The organism is Bradyrhizobium sp. BR13661, from assembly GCF_029892425.1.
In the GTDB taxonomy this organism is placed as follows: domain Bacteria; phylum Pseudomonadota; class Alphaproteobacteria; order Rhizobiales; family Xanthobacteraceae; genus Bradyrhizobium.
This window is the reverse complement of the sequence record NZ_JARXWB010000002.1, coordinates 383,360-400,975: the sequence shown is the minus strand read 5'-3', so window position 1 is coordinate 400,975 and position 17,616 is coordinate 383,360. Positions and strand designations below refer to the sequence as shown.

18 protein-coding genes are annotated in these 17,616 nt (G+C 63.2%); 15 read left to right on the top strand and 3 right to left on the bottom strand.

The window, feature by feature from the left end:
* Nucleotides 1–58: 58 nt before the first annotated feature.
* The 4 genes from M2427_RS04985 to M2427_RS04970 all read left to right on the top strand — a co-directional run bounded on the left by M2427_RS04985 (nt 59) and on the right by M2427_RS04970 (nt 4,351).
* A complete protein-coding gene (locus tag M2427_RS04985) occupies nt 59–1,657 on the top strand; it encodes a choline dehydrogenase (RefSeq protein WP_280705075.1) in 1,599 nt (532 codons plus the stop codon).
* Nucleotides 1,658–1,943: 286 nt separating this feature from the next.
* On the top strand, nt 1,944–2,456 hold the full coding sequence (locus M2427_RS04980) for a CvpA family protein (protein ID WP_280705074.1): 513 nt from the start codon (nt 1,944–1,946) through the stop codon (nt 2,454–2,456).
* A 126-nt stretch (nt 2,457–2,582) separates the two neighbouring features.
* A complete protein-coding gene (locus tag M2427_RS04975) occupies nt 2,583–3,365 on the top strand; it encodes an SDR family oxidoreductase (protein ID WP_280705073.1) in 783 nt (260 codons plus the stop codon).
* Entirely contained in the window at nt 3,362–4,351 is a 990-nt protein-coding gene (locus tag M2427_RS04970; protein ID WP_280705072.1) for an NADPH:quinone reductase, read from the top strand. Before M2427_RS04975 ends, M2427_RS04970 begins: the two co-directional genes overlap by 4 nt.
* Before the next feature lie 109 nt (nt 4,352–4,460).
* Here the strand turns inward: M2427_RS04970 and M2427_RS04965 are convergent, their stop codons facing one another.
* Entirely contained in the window at nt 4,461–4,892 is a 432-nt protein-coding gene (locus M2427_RS04965) for a DUF3775 domain-containing protein (RefSeq protein WP_280705071.1), read from the bottom strand.
* 126 nt (nt 4,893–5,018) lie between these two features.
* Between M2427_RS04965 and M2427_RS04960 the strand changes: the two genes are divergently transcribed.
* From M2427_RS04960 to M2427_RS04930, 7 genes are all read left to right on the top strand, one after another.
* Nucleotides 5,019–5,870, top strand: coding sequence for an MBL fold metallo-hydrolase (locus M2427_RS04960; protein ID WP_280705070.1), 852 nt, complete (start codon nt 5,019–5,021; stop codon nt 5,868–5,870).
* 125 nt (nt 5,871–5,995) lie between these two features.
* Nucleotides 5,996–6,838 (top strand): fumarylacetoacetate hydrolase family protein, encoded by an 843-nt coding sequence (locus M2427_RS04955; protein ID WP_280705069.1) that lies wholly within the window; start codon nt 5,996–5,998, stop codon nt 6,836–6,838.
* 180 nt (nt 6,839–7,018) lie between these two features.
* Entirely contained in the window at nt 7,019–7,630 is a 612-nt protein-coding gene (locus M2427_RS04950) for a glutathione S-transferase family protein (protein WP_280705068.1), read from the top strand.
* Between the two features lie 23 nt (nt 7,631–7,653).
* Nucleotides 7,654–8,844 carry a serine hydrolase gene (locus M2427_RS04945; protein ID WP_280705067.1) on the top strand — a complete coding sequence of 397 codons (1,191 nt, stop codon included), beginning with the start codon at nt 7,654–7,656 and terminating at the stop codon, nt 8,842–8,844.
* 18 nt (nt 8,845–8,862) lie between these two features.
* Nucleotides 8,863–9,732 (top strand): MBL fold metallo-hydrolase, encoded by an 870-nt coding sequence (locus M2427_RS04940; RefSeq protein ID WP_280705066.1) that lies wholly within the window; start codon nt 8,863–8,865, stop codon nt 9,730–9,732.
* Nucleotides 9,733–9,852: 120 nt separating this feature from the next.
* On the top strand, nt 9,853–11,007 hold the full coding sequence (locus tag M2427_RS04935; protein ID WP_280705065.1) for an alpha/beta hydrolase: 1,155 nt from the start codon (nt 9,853–9,855) through the stop codon (nt 11,005–11,007).
* Nucleotides 11,008–11,118: 111 nt separating this feature from the next.
* A complete protein-coding gene (locus M2427_RS04930; RefSeq protein WP_280705064.1) occupies nt 11,119–11,496 on the top strand; it encodes a hypothetical protein in 378 nt (125 codons plus the stop codon).
* A gap of 85 nt (nt 11,497–11,581) precedes the next feature.
* On the opposite strand, the gene M2427_RS04925 is transcribed toward M2427_RS04930, so the two are convergent.
* A complete protein-coding gene (locus M2427_RS04925; protein WP_280705063.1) occupies nt 11,582–12,304 on the bottom strand; it encodes a hypothetical protein in 723 nt (240 codons plus the stop codon).
* A 165-nt stretch (nt 12,305–12,469) separates the two neighbouring features.
* On the opposite strand from M2427_RS04925, the gene mbfA reads away from it, so the two are divergent.
* The 4 genes from mbfA to M2427_RS04905 all read left to right on the top strand — a co-directional run bounded on the left by mbfA (nt 12,470) and on the right by M2427_RS04905 (nt 16,426).
* Nucleotides 12,470–13,441: an iron exporter MbfA gene (mbfA, locus tag M2427_RS04920; RefSeq protein WP_280705062.1), complete on the top strand. Its 972-nt coding sequence runs from the start codon at nt 12,470–12,472 to the stop codon at nt 13,439–13,441.
* Between the two features lie 9 nt (nt 13,442–13,450).
* Nucleotides 13,451–14,302: a hypothetical protein gene (locus M2427_RS04915; RefSeq protein WP_280705060.1), complete on the top strand. Its 852-nt coding sequence runs from the start codon at nt 13,451–13,453 to the stop codon at nt 14,300–14,302.
* Between the two features lie 29 nt (nt 14,303–14,331).
* The gene (locus M2427_RS04910) at nt 14,332–14,862 is read left to right on the top strand and encodes a cytochrome b/b6 domain-containing protein (protein WP_280705059.1); all 531 of its coding nucleotides are present in this window, start codon (nt 14,332–14,334) and stop codon (nt 14,860–14,862) included.
* A 91-nt stretch (nt 14,863–14,953) separates the two neighbouring features.
* Complete coding sequence (locus tag M2427_RS04905) at nt 14,954–16,426, top strand: amidase (protein ID WP_280705058.1); 1,473 nt, start codon at nt 14,954–14,956, stop codon at nt 16,424–16,426.
* A 74-nt stretch (nt 16,427–16,500) separates the two neighbouring features.
* On the opposite strand, the gene M2427_RS04900 is transcribed toward M2427_RS04905, so the two are convergent.
* Nucleotides 16,501–17,589: a Zn-dependent alcohol dehydrogenase gene (locus M2427_RS04900; RefSeq protein WP_280705057.1), complete on the bottom strand. Its 1,089-nt coding sequence runs from the start codon at nt 17,587–17,589 to the stop codon at nt 16,501–16,503.
* Between the last annotated feature and the right edge of the window lie 27 nt (nt 17,590–17,616).

Here is a 17,616-nt window from a genome sequence, read left to right as displayed (position 1 = left end):
GATATCCCGGGTTCGATGCTACGCATCGCCCCGGAATGACAATAAGGGGGAAACACAAGTGACTGATACATTCGATTTCATCGTCGTCGGCGCGGGCTCCGGCGGCTGCGCGGTGGCAGGGCGGCTGTCGGAGGATGCGGCGACATCGGTGGCGCTGCTCGATGCCGGGGGCAGGAACGACAGCTGGCGGATCACCACGCCGTTCGGGCTCGCTCTGCCATACCAGGCGGCCAACTGGGCCTTCGATACGGTGCCGCAGAAGGGATTGAACGGCCGTATCGGCTATCAGCCGCGCGGCAAGGGCCTCGGCGGCTCGTCGGCGATCAACGCCATGGTCTACATCCGCGGCCACAAATGGGATTACGACCATTGGGCTTCGCTCGGCAATGAAGGCTGGTCGTACGCCGACGTGCTGCCCTATTTCAAACGGTCCGAGAACAATTCCGATTTCGACGGCGAGTATCACGGCAAGGGCGGCCCGCTGCATGTCAACAAACTGCGCTCGGATAATCCGATCCATGACGTCTTCCACCAGGCCGCGCGCGAGGCGCAGTTCCGCATCCGCGAGGACTTCAATGAAGAAGACCACGAAGGCCTCGGCAGCTATCAGGTGACGCAGCACAAGGGCGAGCGCTGGAGCGCAGCCCGCGCCTATGTGAATCCCCACCTGGACAAGCGCACCAATCTGCGCGTCGAGACGGGAGCGCACGCGACAAAAATCCTGTTCGAAGGCGGACGCGCGGTCGGCATCGAATATGAGCAGGGCAGGCAGAAAAAGCAGATGCGCGCGCGCCGCGAGGTGATCCTCGCGGGCGGCGCCTTCCAGTCACCGCAATTGCTGATGCTGTCGGGCGTCGGCGATGGCGATGCGCTGGGCAAGCACGGCATCGGCGTCACGCATCATCTGCCGGGCGTCGGTCGCAATCTGCAGGACCACCCGGACTTCGTGTTCGTCTACGCCTCCGACTATCCGCACTTCGTTCACGCCTCGCTCGGTCGGTTGCCGTCCCTGCTCCGCGCCATCCAGCGATACCGCAAGGAGAGGCGCGGCCTGATGACCACCAATTTCGCCGAGTGCGGCGGCTTCCTGAAGACGCGGCCCGATCTCGACGTGCCGGACATTCAACTGCACTTCGTCATCGCGATGCTCGACGACCACGGCCGCAAGAAGCACAAGGAGGCGGGCTTCTCGTGCCATGTCTGCCTGCTCAGGCCGAAGAGCCGCGGCAGCGTCTGGCTGAAGAGCGCGGACCCGCTCGCTGCTCCCATGATCGATCCGAACTTCTTAGGTGAGGATGAGGATCTCGAGTCGATGGTCGCGGGCTTCAAGACCACGCGACGGCTGATGGAGACGCCCGCGCTGCGCGCGCTGCAGAAGAAGGACATGTTCACGTCAGGCGTGAAAACCGACGACGACATCCGCAACATCCTGCGCAATCGCGTCGACACCGTCTATCACCCCATCGGCACCTGCAAGATGGGCACCGATGCGATGGCCGTGGTCGATCCCAAGCTGAAGGTTCATGGTGTGGAAGCCTTGCGCATCGTCGACGCCTCGATCATGCCGACGCTGATCGGAGGCAACACCAATGCACCTGTTATCATGATCGGGGAGAAGGCGGCGGACATGATCAAGGGAGAGATGCGGGCAAGCTAGCGGCGCTATCTCCACATCGTCGTCCCGGCGAAGGCCGGGACCCATAACCACCGAGCCTGGTTTGGCGAAGATTGGCAATGACCATCTTGCGCAAAACCGCTGCTGCGGCGTATGGGTCCCGGCCTTCGCCGGGACGACAACCAAGGTGTTTTCTTTACTAACGTTGGATAGTCATAGAACGAGCGCAGTATCCGAGCCTGGAGCCACAAAAAATACAGACGATTTTAGCGATCCGAAACCGAATGACCGGTTCGCCGTTCATTCGTTCCAAGGCAGGGTTCCGCTCATGAACAGTTTCGATCTCGCCGTCTATGCCGCGCTCGCGATTGCAATCGGCTTCGGTTTCAGGACCGGCCTGCTGCGCAGCGCCATGACCATTCTTGCCTATCTGCTCGCGGCCCCCATCGCAGTTTCGCTGATGCCGATGATCGCGCCGCAGATCACGGGCAATCCGAATGCGCCGCTGGTCCAGAACTGGATCTGGTTCTTCGGCATCTTCCTGGTGATCGGCATGTTGCTCGGATATATCGGCCGCTTCGTGCTGGACGACACCATCCGCGAGGCCGGGATCGGCGACCGCCTCGGCGGCGCCGCGCTCGGCGCCATCAGGGTCTGCCTCGTCGCGACCACGCTGGTGCTGGTGTTCGACCAGATCGTGCCGGCCAACCGCCAGCCGCCCTTCCTCGCCGGCTCACATCTGCGGCCGCTGTTCTCGATGGTCGGCCAGATGGGCTTCCAATCGCTGCCGCCGGAGGCCGCCGCCGCGATCGACCGCCTCAAGCAGGAGCGGCGCATCTAGCGCGCATTTGCATCGCACTGCCGCGCGCCATGCATTTTGACGCGGGCACCTCCCTTATCAGGGCGGCCGAGGTTGGCTAGAGTGCGGCCCGTCCAAAACCAGCCTGCTATTTTCGGGAGTGAAACTGTGGATCTTGGGATCAAAGGTCGCCGCGCCATCGTCTGCGCATCCAGCAAGGGCCTCGGCCGCGCTTGCGCCTTCTCGCTGGCGGAAGCCGGCGTCGACGTCACGCTGACCGCGCGCGGCGCTGAGGCGCTGAAGAAGACGGCCGACGAAATCCGCAAAGCCTATCCTGGTGTGAAGGTCACCGAGATCGTCGGCGACATCACGACGCCGGCCGGCCGCGAAGCCGTGCTGAAGGCCTGCCCCGAACCTGACATTCTCATCAACAATGCCGGTGGGCCGCCCCCCGGCGATTTCCGCAACTGGACCCGTGACGACTGGATCAAGGCGATCGACGCCAACATGCTGACCCCGATCGAGCTGATCAAGTCGACCGTGGACGGCATGATGGCGCGCAAGTTCGGCCGCATCGTCAACATCACCTCGGCCGCGGTGAAGGCCCCGATCGACATTCTCGGCCTCTCCAACGGCGCGCGCGCCGGCCTCACCGGCTTCATCGCCGGCCTGTCACGCAAGACCGTGATCAACAACGTCACCATCAACGGCCTGTTGCCGGGCCCGTTCGAGACCGACCGCCTGCGCAGCACCGCGAAGGGTGAAGCCGACAAGCGTGGCGTCACGCCCGACCAGATCCTGGCCGAACGCGCCAAGCTCAACCCCGCCGGCCGCTTCGGCGATCCCGACGAGTTCGGCTATGCCTGTGCCTTCCTGTGCGGCGCCAAGGCCGGCTTCATCACCGGCCAGAACATCCTGCTCGACGGCGGTGCGTTCCCGGGAACGCTGTGAAAGCCGTCTGGTACGAGCAAACAGGACCGGCTGTCGACGTTCTCACCTATGGTGAGATGGCGACGCCGGTCGCTAGCTCCGGCGAAGTTCGCATTCGCCTGGAAGCCTCCGGCGTCAACCCGGCCGATGTCGGCCGGCGCGGCGGCTCCTATCGCGCGATGGACTATCCGCGCGTCATTCCGAACAGCGACGGCGCTGGCTTTGTCGACCAGATCGGCGACGGCGTGACGCGGTTCAAGATTGGCGACCGCGTCTGGCTGTTCAACGGCCAGCGCAACGGCCGCGCCTTCGGTACGGCTGCTGAACATATCGCGCTCGCCGAACAGCTGGTGACGCCGCTGCCGGACAATCTCTCCTTTGCGGAAGGCGCAACGCTCGGCATCCCCGCGATGACGGCGTGGTGCTCGCTGTTTGCGGATGGGCCTGTTGTCGGCAAGACCGTGCTCGTCACCGGCGGCGCCGGCGCGGTCGGGCACTATGCGGTGCAACTGGCAAAGTGGGGTGGCGCGCAGGTGATCGCCACCGTCAGCTCGGCGAGGAAGGGCGAACAGGCGCGGCAAGCGGGCGCCGATCTCGTGGTCAATTACAGGGACGAGGACGTCGTCGGCAAGGCGATGGCGTTCACCGGTGGCCGCGGTGTCGATCGCGTCGTCGATGTCGATTTCGGCGGCAATATCGCCACGACGCTGAAGCTGATGGCTGTGAACTCGACCATCGCGGTCTACGCCACCAACGGCAACCGCACGCCTGTTTTGCCTATGCGTGAACTGATGGAAAAGTGCATTTCGCTGCGCGCGCTGGTGCTGTTCGCGTTGCCACCGGCATTGCTCGCGGCGGCACAAGCCGATATCACAAAGTGGCTGGCGGCGGGGCCGCGGATCCACAATGTCGCGGCGCAATTCGCGCTGTCGGACACGGCGCAAGCGCACCTCGCCGTCGAGAGGGGCGACAAGCTAGGCACCGTGATCGTCGACTGCGCGCGGTAAGACGACGAATTCAAGCTCGATTGTCGCCAAGCAGAAGGTGCACTCCCTCCCCCGCAAGCGGGAGAGGTTGCACCGTGACTGCCGCCTGATCGATTTGACCCAACACGCTTTACGCCACGGGCGTCGTCCGCTCGTCGCTCCAGTCGATGCCGAGCTCGTCCATGCCGTCGGCAAGCAGATCGCCCAGCATCGGCTCACCCAACAGATATTTCACGGTCTCGCGCCGGGGTGCCTTGTATTCGGCGCGCGCCTCGACGGCGCGGGCGCGCAGATCGTCCCACTCATCCACGTCGCCATCGCCGCGGCCGAGCCACATCAGCGTGACCAGATCGAGCTGCTCGTCCTCGTTCAGCGCCCCGATGAAGCCGGCAAGCTCGGCTGCGACCGGATCGGAATTGGTATCTTCCAGCACGTCGATCTCGTCGTCATCGGACGGATTGGAGCCGGAATCCGGATCGGATGCCCCTTCCTTGACGTCGAATTCGCGCGCCTTTTCGATGATGAAGGCGACCTTGTCGGCGGAAATCGCAAGCTCTGGCATGGGCTCCCCCTTTCGATCTCGATGGGTTCCTCACATAACGCAACATCACGACAGATGATCCATTGCGCTTGGCGGCGGAAAGTGTGCATCTTTCGGCGCCAAACAAAGAAAATGGGGGCACGCCCGATGCAGTGGAAGGTCGGCCAGGTCAAAATCACCAAGGTCGTCGAAATGGAGACGGTCGGCTCGACCCGCTTCATCCTCCCGGCCGCGACCCATGACGAAATCCGGAAGCTGCCGTGGCTGATCCCGCATTTCGCCACCGAGGAGGGCCGGCTGAAAATGTCGATCCATTCGCTGGTGGTGGAGACGCCGGCGCGCCGCATCGTCGTCGACACCGGCCTCGGCAATGACAAGCAGGGCCGCGGCGTCCCGGTCTGGAATAACCGCAACACGCCGTTCCTGGAGATGATGACGGCCGCGGGCTTTCCGCCTGAAAGCATCGACACCGTGCTGTGCACGCATCTTCACGTCGATCATGTCGGCTGGAATACGAAGCTGTTCGACGGCAAATGGGTACCGACCTTCCCCAATGCGCGCTATCTGTTCGGCAAGACAGAATATGACTATTGGCGCAAGTACACGGCCGAGCCGGACAAGGTCGCGGTGTTCGACGATTCCGTGAAGCCCATCGTCGATGCGGGCCTCGCCGAGACGATCCCGGGCGATCACCGGCTTTGCGAGGAGGTCAGCGTCATCCCGACTCCCGGCCATAGCCCGGGGCACATGAGCGTCCTGATCGAATCCGGCGGCGAGCAGGCACTGCTCAGCGGCGACGTCGCCCATCACCCCTGCCAGATGGCGCATCTTGACTGGTGCTCGGTCGTCGATACCGACATCGCCCAATCGGCAGCAAGCCGGCACAAGGTGTTCTCGCGCTTTGCCGACACGGCGACTCTGGTGATCGGCGGGCATTTCTCGGCCGGGCACATCAAACGGGACGGCGACGCGTTCAGGTTCGAGGCGCAGCAATCGTAGCGGGCGGGGCGCGGCACCCCGCGAATGAAGGGCTGCAATGCATCCCTTTTCGGCGGTTGAATTTCCCGCCGCCCTGTTCCATGAAGCTATTTAACCGATCAGTCCATCCCAAGGGAGAAACGAAAATGAAGCTAGTTCGTTATGGCGACAAGGGTGCAGAAAAGCCCGGCCTGATCGACAAATCCGGCCAGTTGCGCGACCTGTCGGCGCATGTGAAGGACCTCACCGGCGAGGCCTATTCGCCTGAAAGCCTCAAGAAGCTGGCTGCCATCGACCCCTCCTCGTTGCCCGCCGTTTCCGGCAAGCCGCGCTTCGGCGCGCCCGTCACCGGCATCTCGAAATTCGTCGCCATCGGCCTCAACTACAGCGACCACGCCAAGGAGACCGGCGCCGCCATCCCGACCGAGCCGATCATCTTCATGAAGGCCAACACCTCGCTGTGCGGCCCGAACGACAATGTCGAGAAGCCGCGCGGCTCGACCAAGCTCGACTGGGAGGTCGAGATCGCCGCGATCATCGGCACCCGCGCTAAGTACATCTCGGAAGCCGACGCGCTGAACTACGTTGCCGGCTATTGCGTCTGCAACGACGTCTCCGAGCGCAACTTCCAGACCGAGCGCCTGGGTCAGTGGACCAAGGGCAAGTCGCACGACACCTTCGGCCCGGTCGGCCCGTGGCTCGCCACCAAGGACGAGATCAAGGACGTGCAGAACCTGTCGATGTGGCTCGACGTCAACGGTCAGCGCCGGCAGACCGGCTCGACCAAGACCATGATCTTCTCGATGGCCAAGTGCATCTCCTACGTCTCGCAGTTCATGACCCTGCTGCCGGGCGACATCATCACCACAGGGACCCCGCCCGGCGTCGGCCTCGGCATGAAGCCGCCGACCTTCCTCAATGTCGGCGACGTCGTGACGCTCGGCATCGAAGGCCTCGGCGAGCAGCGCCAGGAGATCGTGGCGGCGTAAGCTGCGCGCAAGTCGCACTCCGACGTCATGCCAGGGCAGAAGCGCGAAGCGCGTCTTCGCGCTAGATGACCCGGGCATCCACGTCTTACGGTGGCGGATTGCGGAAAGACGTGGATGGCCGGGTCAAGCCCGGCCATGACGGATGAGAGAACTGTCGTTAAGTCATCGTAGGATCGTTCCATGAAACTCTCCTTCTCCGCCGCCTCGCCCTTTGCCCGCAAGGTGCGCATCGCCGCGATCGAGCTCGGGCTGATCGACAAGATCGAGTTCACGCCGGCAACGGTCGCGCCGGGCACGGTCAACGAGGACTATTCGAAGATCACGCCGCTGAAGAAGCTGCCGGTGCTGATCACTGATGACGGCGACGTCATCCTGGATTCCTACGTCATCGTCGAATATCTCAACGAGATGGCCGGCGGCAGCCTGATCCCGGATTACGGTCCGCGGCGCTGGAAGGCCAAGACCAATCACTCGCTGATCAACGGCATGCTCGATTCCATGCTGCTGTGCCGCTACGAGAAGATGGTGCGGCCGCAGGGCCTGCAATGGCAGGCGTGGTCGGACGACCACTGGAACCGGGCCTGGAGCGGCATGGCGCGCTTCGAGAACATGCCTGACGTGCTGAACGGGCCGTTCGACATCTCGCAGATCGGCCTTGTTTGCGTGCTCGGCTATGCCGACTTCCGCTTTGCCGATTGCGGCTGGCGCAAGGCGTATCCAAAACTCGACGCCTTCCATCAGAAGATGCTCGAGCGGCCCTCGGTGAAGATCTCGGTGCCGCCGGCGGCTTAGCGGGACATACCGGGAGAATGACGATGCGCGATCGATTCTCCCGGCTCACAGATCTCAGTGCGAGCCTCGTGCTCGTGCTGTCAGTTTCCGCCACCAGCCTGCGGGCCGAGACCACGCCGCCTGGACAACAAGGCCAGGCCTGCGGATCGCCTGTAGCGATCGACGATGGCTGGGAGATCGCCTCGCCAGACAGTGTCGGCATCGACGGCGCAAAGCTGTGCACCATCGCCACGCGGCTCGCGCTGAGGACAACCGCGGTCCATTCGGTCGTCGTCGTCAGGCATGGCAAGCTCGTCTTCGAGCAATATTTTGCCGGCTATGACGAGCCCTGGGGACAGCCAGACGGCCAGTACGAATTCAGTGCAACGACCAAGCACGACATGCGCTCGGTAACCAAGAGCGTGACTTCGCTGCTGGTTGGAATCGCGATCGACCGCAAGCTCATTGCCGGCGTCGATGAGCCCGTCCTGAAATTTTTCCCCGACTATGCGGCGGTGAAGCAGCCGGGATGGGACGCCATCACGCTGCGCCATCTGCTGACGATGTCCTCGGGATTCAAATGGGACGAGGCGCGGGCCTGGACCGATCCGAAGAACGACGAGCCGCATCTCCTCACCGAACCGGATCCGCTGGGCTATGTGCTGTCACGACCAATCGCAGCACCGCCCGATGCACTATGGACGTATAGCGGCGGCGGCACGGAGCTGCTCGGCAACATCGTCGAGCAGGTCTCGAAACAACCGCTGGAGGCATTCGCGCGCGAGGCGCTGTTCCAGCCGCTCGGCATCACCGATGTCGAATGGAAGAACTACAAGAACGGCAAGATCGCAGCGGCCGCGGGCCTGCGCTTGCGGCCGCGCGATGCGGCAAAGATCGGCCAGCTCGTGCTCAATCGCGGCCAGTGGAACGGTCGGCAAATTGTCCCGGCCGACTGGATCGCACAATCGATCACACCGCGCTTCCAGGCGGTCGGCTATTTCGGCGGCACGCTGTTCTACGGCTATCAATGGTGGATGGGCCGCTCGCTGGCCGGCGACAGAGAGATCAAATGGGTTGCCGCCTTCGGCTGGGGCGGCCAGCGCATCTTCATCGTTCCCGAGCTTGACCTCGTCATGATGACGACGGCCGCGCAATACGGCCAACCCAAGGAAGGCGCGGCCGCGATCGACATTCTCTCCAATATCGTCATTCCGTCCGTGCGTGACTCACGCTGATCACAAGGGAAAACGAGCATGAGCCTGAAATTTTCGGTTGGCGACCTCACCATCGATCGCGTCATCGAGCAGGAAACCTCGTTCGTGCCGGCGCTCGACATGCTGCCGGGGCTGACGGCCGAGGTCCTGGCCGAGAACCGCATGTGGATGCGGCAGGCCAAGGCGCTGGACGATCAGGACGTGTTGATGCTGGCGTTCCAGTCCTACGTGGTGAAGACGCCGCACCACACTATTTTGATCGACAGCTGCATCGGCAATGACAAGCCGCGCCCCAACCGGCCCAAATGGAACATGAAGACCGACGACACCTATCTGCGCGCGCTCAATGCCGCGGGCGTTTCGGTCGATGACATCGACTTCGTGATGTGCACGCATCTGCATGTCGATCACGTCGGCTGGAACACGCGGCTGGAGAACGGTCGCTGGGTGCCGACCTTCCCGAAGGCACGCTATGTCTTCGGCAAGCAGGAATACGACCATTGGTTCGCAGAGAATGCGAAGACGGCGATCCCGCCCTTCGTCGACAGCGTGCTGCCTGTCGTCGAGGCCAACAGGCACGAGCTGATCGGCAACGACCACCAGATCGGGGACCACGTCCGCATCGTGCCGACGCCGGGCCATACCCCGGGCCATATCGCCATCGCGGTGGGCCGCGGCAAGGACGACGCGGTGTTCTCCGGCGACCTCATGCACTCGCCGTTGCAGACGCTCTATCCGGAGCTGTCGATCAAGTTCGACGTCGATCCAGCCAAGGCGGCAACCACGCGTCGGAGTTTCCTCGAGCGTTATTGCGACACCGACACGCTGTGCTGCACCGCGCATTTCCCCTCGCCATCAGTCGGGAAGATCAAGCGCAAGGGCAATGGGTTCGTGTGTGCGGCGGTGTAACGCGGCCCCCCATCTTAACGTCATGCCCGGGCTTGTCCCGGGCATCCACGTTTTTACTATCCATCCCTAACGAAGAGCGTGGATGGCCGGGACAAGCCCGGCCATGACGAGGAAACAGAAATGCCCGATCTCCCCGACATTCCCCTCCCCGCCGGCATTCGCTCGCGCTATGTCGAGGGGATCAATGGCCTGCGCATGCATGTGCTCGAGGCCGGTTTCGAAACCAAGGGACGTCCATGCATCCTGCTGCTGCACGGCTTTCCCGAACTCGCCTTCTCCTGGCGCAAGGTGATGCCAGCGCTCGCCGCGGCCGGCTATCACGTGCTGGCGCCGGACCAGCGCGGCTATGGCCGGACCACCGGATGGACCGCCGATTACGACGGCGATCTGACGCCGTTTTCGCTGCTCAACCTCGTGCGAGACGCGCTCTCGCTGGTGTCGGCGTTCGGCTACGGGCAGGTCGACCTCGCCGGCCATGATTTCGGCAGCCCCGTCGCGGCCTGGTGCGCGCTGATCCGCCCCGATGTGTTCCGCTCGGTGACGTTGATGAGCGCACCCTTCGGCGGAGCCCCGCCGATGCCCTTCAACACGGCCGATGCGCCGGCCAAGCCCGCGGTCGAAGACTCCGTGCATCGCGAGCTCGCCGCACTGCCGCGCCCGCGCATCCACTATCAATGGTACTATGCGACACGCGCGGCCAATGGCGACATGCTCAACGCGCCGCAAGGCGTGCATGATTTCCTGCGCGCCTACTATCATCACAAGAGTGCGGACTGGATCGACAACAAGCCTTATCCGCTGAACTCGTGGTCGGCGGGAGAGCTGGCAAAGCTGCCGACCTATTACGTGATGGACCTCGGCGAAACGATGCCCGAGACCGTGGCGAAGGAGATGCCTTCGGCTGCCGCGATCGCCGCCAATCAATGGCTGCCGGACAGCGACCTTGCTTTTTACAGCGCCGAATATCGCCGCACTGGATTCCAGGGCGGGCTGCAATGGTATCGCTACGGCACGACGGGCATGCTTAACAGCGAGATGCAGCTGTTTGCAGGGCGCAGCATCGACGTGCCCTCGTGCTTCATCTCGGGCAAGCAGGATTGGGGCACCTATCAGCGCCCAGGCGTGTTCGAGGCGATGCAGGGGGATGGCTGCACGAAGATGCTCGGCTGCCATCTCGTCGATGGCGCCGGCCATTGGGTGCAGCAGGAGCAGCCTGCCGAGGTCAGCCGGCTGCTGCTCGACTTTCTGCGTCGCAGCACCACGTCGGGGCGATGAAGTTGTTTCACATTCCGGTCACAGGGCATTAATCCGCGGTTCAGGGAACTTTCGGCAATATCTGATGTTGCGGAATACCGGAGTCGCGTCCGGCGACCATGGAGAACGATAATGGAAAAGAAGATCGCTGGACTATTGGGAGCGGTCGCCGCGCTCGGTACACTCGGCTCCGCCCAGGCGGCTCCGGCGCCCGCCGACGTGCTGCAAGCGAACTCATATGCCGAGCTGCTCGAGCCGATCCCGAACGCAGGGGCTCTGCTGCAGGCGATCGATGAAGCCGCGCCGCCGAAGGCTGACTCCAACGTTCAGCTCGCCCAGTTCTACTATCATCACCATCACCACCATCATCATCACCACGCCTTCTATCCCCGCTATCGTTATTACGACGATGCCCCGGTCGTGGTGGTGCCGCGATATCGGCGGTATTATCACCACCATCATCACCATCACCACCACCATCATCACAGCTTCTATCGTCGCGACTATTAACGCGCCGACGTCACAGGCGAGATTGAACAGGACCTTCGGGTCCTGTTTGCTTTTTGTCGGCAACAAGCCGGGGACAGCGATCCGGCTACTCGTTTCGCGCCTTGTCCTTCGCCGCGCGGTGCAGATGCCGATAGGTGCCGTCGAACACCGTGTCGGTCGAGGACGTCCACTCGGTGCCGGCGGCCAGCTTCGGCCGGCTGTTGTAAATCCGCCGTGCCTGCAGCTCGCGCTCAGCCGCTTCCTCTTCGCCCATCGGCTCGAGTTCGAAGATGGCTTCCTCGGGAATCACGATAATTTGCGCGAACGGCTCGTTCGGCCGGAAGATGTGAGTACGCCCCTCGGCCGGCGCCTTGAAGACGCAGAAGAACATCATCGGCCACCAATTGCGGATCAGCGCGGGCACGGCAATCGGCACCGTGTCGGTTCGATCCGTGTAGAAGCGCGGATGCGGCTCGGTGCGGACAGCCATGCCCTTCGCAACCTTGAGATCGAGCAGGATCTGGTAGGTGTAAAAGCTGTCGCCGAACCTTCGAAAGGGCGGCCATTCCGCACCGCCTGGCGGCGGCTCACCCCAATCGGCATCGAGGACCAGGCGGCCATCCCTGGTCGTGACGTGAAGCTCGAAATCATAGGGGTAAAACAGCTCGATGCCGTACTGGGCGCCTTCCGAAAACGGCACGCAATGCCACACCTGCTCATGCGAACCGTCGGCACGCGGCTCGCGGTTGCCGGCCCAGCCGGGAATTTCGAGCTTGGTACGCCGAGGCGCCAGCCGCGGATCGTTCAGCCGGTATTTGACCTTGTTCATTGCTTACCCCGTCACTTGCTGATGCGAACCTGACGCAATACGGCACATGCGATTCCGATCCGTACTCGCGCACACAAGGGATCGAATTTTTCCGGTGAATTGACCCTGAACGATTTGCAGCCTATATCGCTTTAGAACTATTCTAAACTGATAGCAGGGCCACCCGTGAAGAACTTTGCCGATCTGACCGAGCGCGAGGTGCTTGCGGTCGCGATCTCCTCCGAGGAGGAGGACAGCCGCATCTATATGAGCTTCGCCGAGGATCTGAAGGAGCGCTATCCGGATTCCGCCAAGATTTTTGAGGAGATGGCCGAGGAAGAGCGCGGACATCGCCACATGCTGCTGGAAACCTACGAGCAGCGTTTCGGTCCGCACCTGCCGCCCATTCGCCGCGAGGACGTCAAGGGCTTCCTGCGTCGCCGCCCGGTCTGGCTCACCAAGAACCTGCCGCTCGACACCATCCGGAGGGAGGTCGAGACGATGGAAATGCAGGCCGAGCGCTTTTACGTGAAAGCCGCCGAACAGGCGCAGGATGTCGGGGTGCGCCGCCTGCTCGGCGATCTCGCCGAAGCCGAGAAAGGCCACGAAACGATGGCCGCGAAGCTGACGGACCAGATCCTGAGCTCCGACGTGCGCGCCGAGGAAGACCGGACCAGCCGTCGGATGTTCGTGCTGCAATATGTGCAGCCGGGCCTTGCCGGGTTGATGGACGGCTCGGTCTCGACACTGGCGCCGCTGTTTGCGGCGGCCTTCGCCACGCATCAGAACTGGCAAACTTTTCTCGTCGGCCTTGCCGCCTCGATCGGCGCCGGCATCAGCATGGGCTTTGCGGAGGCGCTGTCGGACGATGGTTCGCTGACGGGGCGCGGCTCGCCATGGCTGCGCGGCATCACCTGCGGCGCAATGACAACGCTCGGCGGGCTTGGACACACCATGCCCTATCTCGTGCCCGACAGCTGGGCCAACGCATTCTGGATCGCGACTGCCATCGCCGGCATCGTCGTGTTCTTCGAACTCTGGGCAATCGCCTTCATCCGCGCGCGTTATATGGATACGCCGTTCCTGCAGGCCGTATTCCAGATCGTGCTCGGCGGCGCGATCGTGCTGGCCGTCGGCATCCTGATCGGGGCGGCATAGGTGACGGCGATGAAGCTGATACGTTCAACCATCGCGGTCGCGAGCCTCGCCGGTGTAATGGTTCTGCTTGCGTCGAACGCACATGCCACCGACGAGATCCAAGTCTACAATGCCGGCATTGCCGAGATCGGCCAATTCACGATTCAGCAGCATCTGAACTACGTCGCGCTCGGCCAGAAGAATCCGCCCTTTCCCGGGGGACTCGCGTCAAATCACAGCCTGAACGGCACCCCGGAATTCGCCTACGGCGTGACCGACTGGTGGGAGGTCGGACTCTACCTGCCGTTCTCAATTCAGGACGAGCGCTTCTATTCTGACGCCTTCAAGCTGCGAACGCTGTTTGTTTCGCCGCATGCCGAACAGCGCAATTTTTTCTACGGCGTGAACTTCGAATTCAGCAACGAGACACCGCCATTCTCCCAATCCCGCTTCTCGATGGAGATTCGTCCCATCATCGGGGTGCGAAACAGCGACTACGAGTTCATCGTCAATCCGATCGTCGATATCCATTTCGGCAGATTTGCTGAACAGCATTTCACTCCGGCCGCTCGCATTGCGCGGAAGTTCGGCGACGACCTGTTCGCAGGATTCGAGTACTACAGCGATCTCGGCCAGATCGGGCACTTCGACAGGTTCTCCGACCAGCAGCACACGCTGTTTGCCGTCACCGATTTCAAGGCCGGCGTGTTCGACGTGAATTTCGGCGTCGGCTACGGACTGACGCCAGCGTCTGATCGGTTCGTGGTCAAGACCATCATCGGTTACGCCTTTCCTGTGCCCGGTCAGAAGCCGGATACACGCATGAGCAGCGGGCCGGTCAATCCGTTCACCCACGCCGCAGCGCGAGCCTTCCAGCCCTGACCAGCGCGGCATTCAACGGCAGCATCTTCATGACCACCCGTCTTCAATACGGCACGCCTGCCAAGATCTTCCACTGGCTCATCGTCGCGCTGCTGGCCGTGCAATATCCGATCGGCTGGCTGATGCCGGATATCCATCCGGACATGAGCCCAGGCGCCAGCATGAACTTTCATATCTCGGTCGGAATCACGATCCTGGTGCTGACAGCTCTCCGTCTGTTCTGGCGCGTCACCCATCCGGTGGCGCCCGAAAGCGCGCTCCCCGCCTGGCAGCGCGTCTCATCGGAGGTCGTCCACTGGCTGCTCTACGCGCTGGTGCTGGCGGCGACGCTCTCCGGCTGGCTGTTTGCGTCCTTCCGCGGCTGGTCCGTTTCGTTGTTCTACCTCGTGCCGCTGCCGATGCTGGCGTCCGCCAACGCAGCCGCCGGCCGGGCCATCGAGGGCCTCCACCAGGCGATGGAATTGGCGCTGCTCATCACCCTCCTCGTTCACATCGGTGCCGCGCTCACACACGCCTTCGTCTATCGCGATCGCGTAATGCAACGAATGTTGCCGGGGTAACATCCCAAGCAGATCAACTGCGATCAAACGACGGTTGCGGCATCGGCTAAAACTGCGCATCATCCCTCGAGTGGAAGCGCAGGAGCATGTCGTGGCCAAATCGGAATGGAGTTTCAAGAGCGCGGTCGAGCTGTCGGCCGCATTGACGGCGAAGAAGGTCTCCGCCGTCGAGCTCACACAGGATGCGATCGATCGCATCGAACGTCACGATGGCAAGGTCAACGCGATCTGCGTCCGGGATTTCGACCGCGCACTGAGCGCCGCGCGCGAGGCGGACGCCGCATTGGCCCGCGGTGAGCGAAAGCCGCTGCTCGGCCTGCCGATGACGGTGAAGGAATCCTACAATATCGCCGGCCTGCCCACGACCTGGGGTAATCCCGCGCAAAGAGACTTCATCGCCAAGGAAGATTCGCTGCCGGTGACACGGGTGAAGGACGCCGGCACCGTCGTGATCGGCAAGACCAACGTGCCGCTCGCCCTCGCAGACTGGCAGAGCTACAACGACATCTACGGAACCACCAACAATCCCTACGATCTCGGCCGAACCCCTGGCGGCTCGTCGGGCGGCTCCTCGGCGGCGCTTGCGGCGGGCTATGGCCCGCTGTCGATCGGCTCCGATATCGGCGGCAGCTTGCGCGTGCCGGCGTTCCATTGCGGCGTCTATGCGCACAAACCGACCTTCAACCTCGTAGCGATGCGCGGGCACACGCCGCCACCGCTGCCGGCCTTGCCGTTCGAGCGCGATCTTTCGGTGATCGGCCCGATGGCGCGCAGCGCTGCCGATTTGTCGCTGTTGCTCGACGTCATGGCTGGACCTGATCCGATCGATGCGGGCCTCGCCTATCGGCTCGAATTGCCGGCGGCACGGCACAGCGCGTTCAGGGATTTCCGGGTGCTAGTGGTCGACACAGATCCGGTGCTGCCGACCGACACCGCCGTGCGCGGCACCATCAACGCGCTGGCCGACAACCTCACCAAGGCGGGCGTGAAGATCGAGCGCAGCAGTCCGCTGCTGCCGGATTTCGCGGCATCGTCGCGGCTCTACATGCGCATGCTGCTGTCGTTCCTCGGCGCGGGTTTCCCGCCTGACGTGTATGCGGGCGCGAAGAAAGCGGCTGAGGCTCTGCCGGACAGCGACACCAGCCTCGCAGCCGAGCGGCTGCGCGGCATCGCACTCAGTCATCGCGACTGGCAAATGGCGAACGGCGGACGCACGCGGCTTCGCGCGCAATGGCGCGAGCTGTTCAAGACGTTCGACGCCGTGATCTGCCCGGTGATGCCGATTGCGGCCTATCCGCATGACCATTCGCCGGACCAGGAGCAGCGCCGCATCACGATCGATGGCAAGGCACACGTCTACACTGACCAGCTCGCCTGGCCTGGCATCGCCACCCTCCCCGGCCTGCCCTCGACCGCGATCCCGACCGGCTTTGCGCCTGACGGATTGCCGGTCGGCGTGCAAATCGTCGGCCCGTGGCTGGAGGACCGCACGCCGCTAAAGCTCGCCGAGCTGATCGAGCGTGAGTTCGGCGGGTTCGTGCCGCCGAAGATGTTTGACGATTAGCGGCGCCTCGTCATTGCGCAGGTCTCGTGGCCCGGAGGGAGCGCAGCGAAATCCGGGCTACACGCCACCGTTGCTCAGCTATCGAACACAATCACGCTGCGCAGCGTCTTGCCGGCCTTCATGTTGGCAAAGCCCTCGTTGATCTCGCTGAGCTTGAGCTTGGCCGAGATCCAGTCCTCCAGATGCAGCCGGCCGCGCAGGTAGAAATCGACCAGGCGCGGCATGTCGACGCGGAAATGATTGGAGCCCATCGACGAGCCCTGGATCCGGCGCTCGCGCAAAAAGTCGAAGCCGTGCAGCTCGATCTTCTGGCCGAACGGGATCATGCCGACGATGGTGGCGGTGCCGCCGGAGGCGAGCATGGCGAACGCCTGCTCGGCGGTTTCCTTGCGGCCCAGCACCTCGAAGGAATGATGCACGCCGCCATTGGTGAGATCGCGCACCTGCTTCACCACGTCGCCGTCGGCGGGGTTGATGATGTCGGTCGCGCCCAGCTTGGTCGCAAGCTGGAGTTTTGCGGGATTGGTGTCGATGGCGATGATACGGCCGGCGCCGGCAATCTGCGCGCCGTTGATCGCGGCCATGCCGACGCCGCCGCAGCCGATCACGGCCACGGTCTCGCCCGCGGTCACCTTCGCGGTGTTCACCACCGCGCCATAGCCGGTGATGACGCCGCAGCCGATCAGCGCAGCGAGATCGAGCGGCATTTCTTTCCTGATTTTGACGATAGCGTTCTCGTGCACCAGCATCTGCTCGGCGAAGGACGAGAGGTTGAGGAACTGGTGCAGTTTCTCCGGCTTCGACCATTGCATGCGGTTCGAGACGCCAGGCAGCAACTTCACCGTGGTGTCGGTGCAGAGCACGGTGCGGCCGGTGGTGCAATTGTCGCAGGTGCCGCAAAACACGGAAAGACACGTGACGACGTGATCGCCGGGCTTCACGTAAGTGACATCAGAGCCGACCTGCTCGACGATGCCGGCGGACTCATGCCCGAGCACCGCTGGCAGCGGGTGCGGGTAAAGGCCCTCCATGAAGTGCAAGTCGGAGTGGCAGAGGCCGGCGACCGCAGTGCGGATCAGGACCTCGCGCGGCCCCGGCTTCGGCAGGCTGACATCCTCGATGACCAGCGGCTTGTTCACTTCATAGAGGACGGCGGCCTTCATCGAGCACTCCCTGTCGCGTTTTTTGTT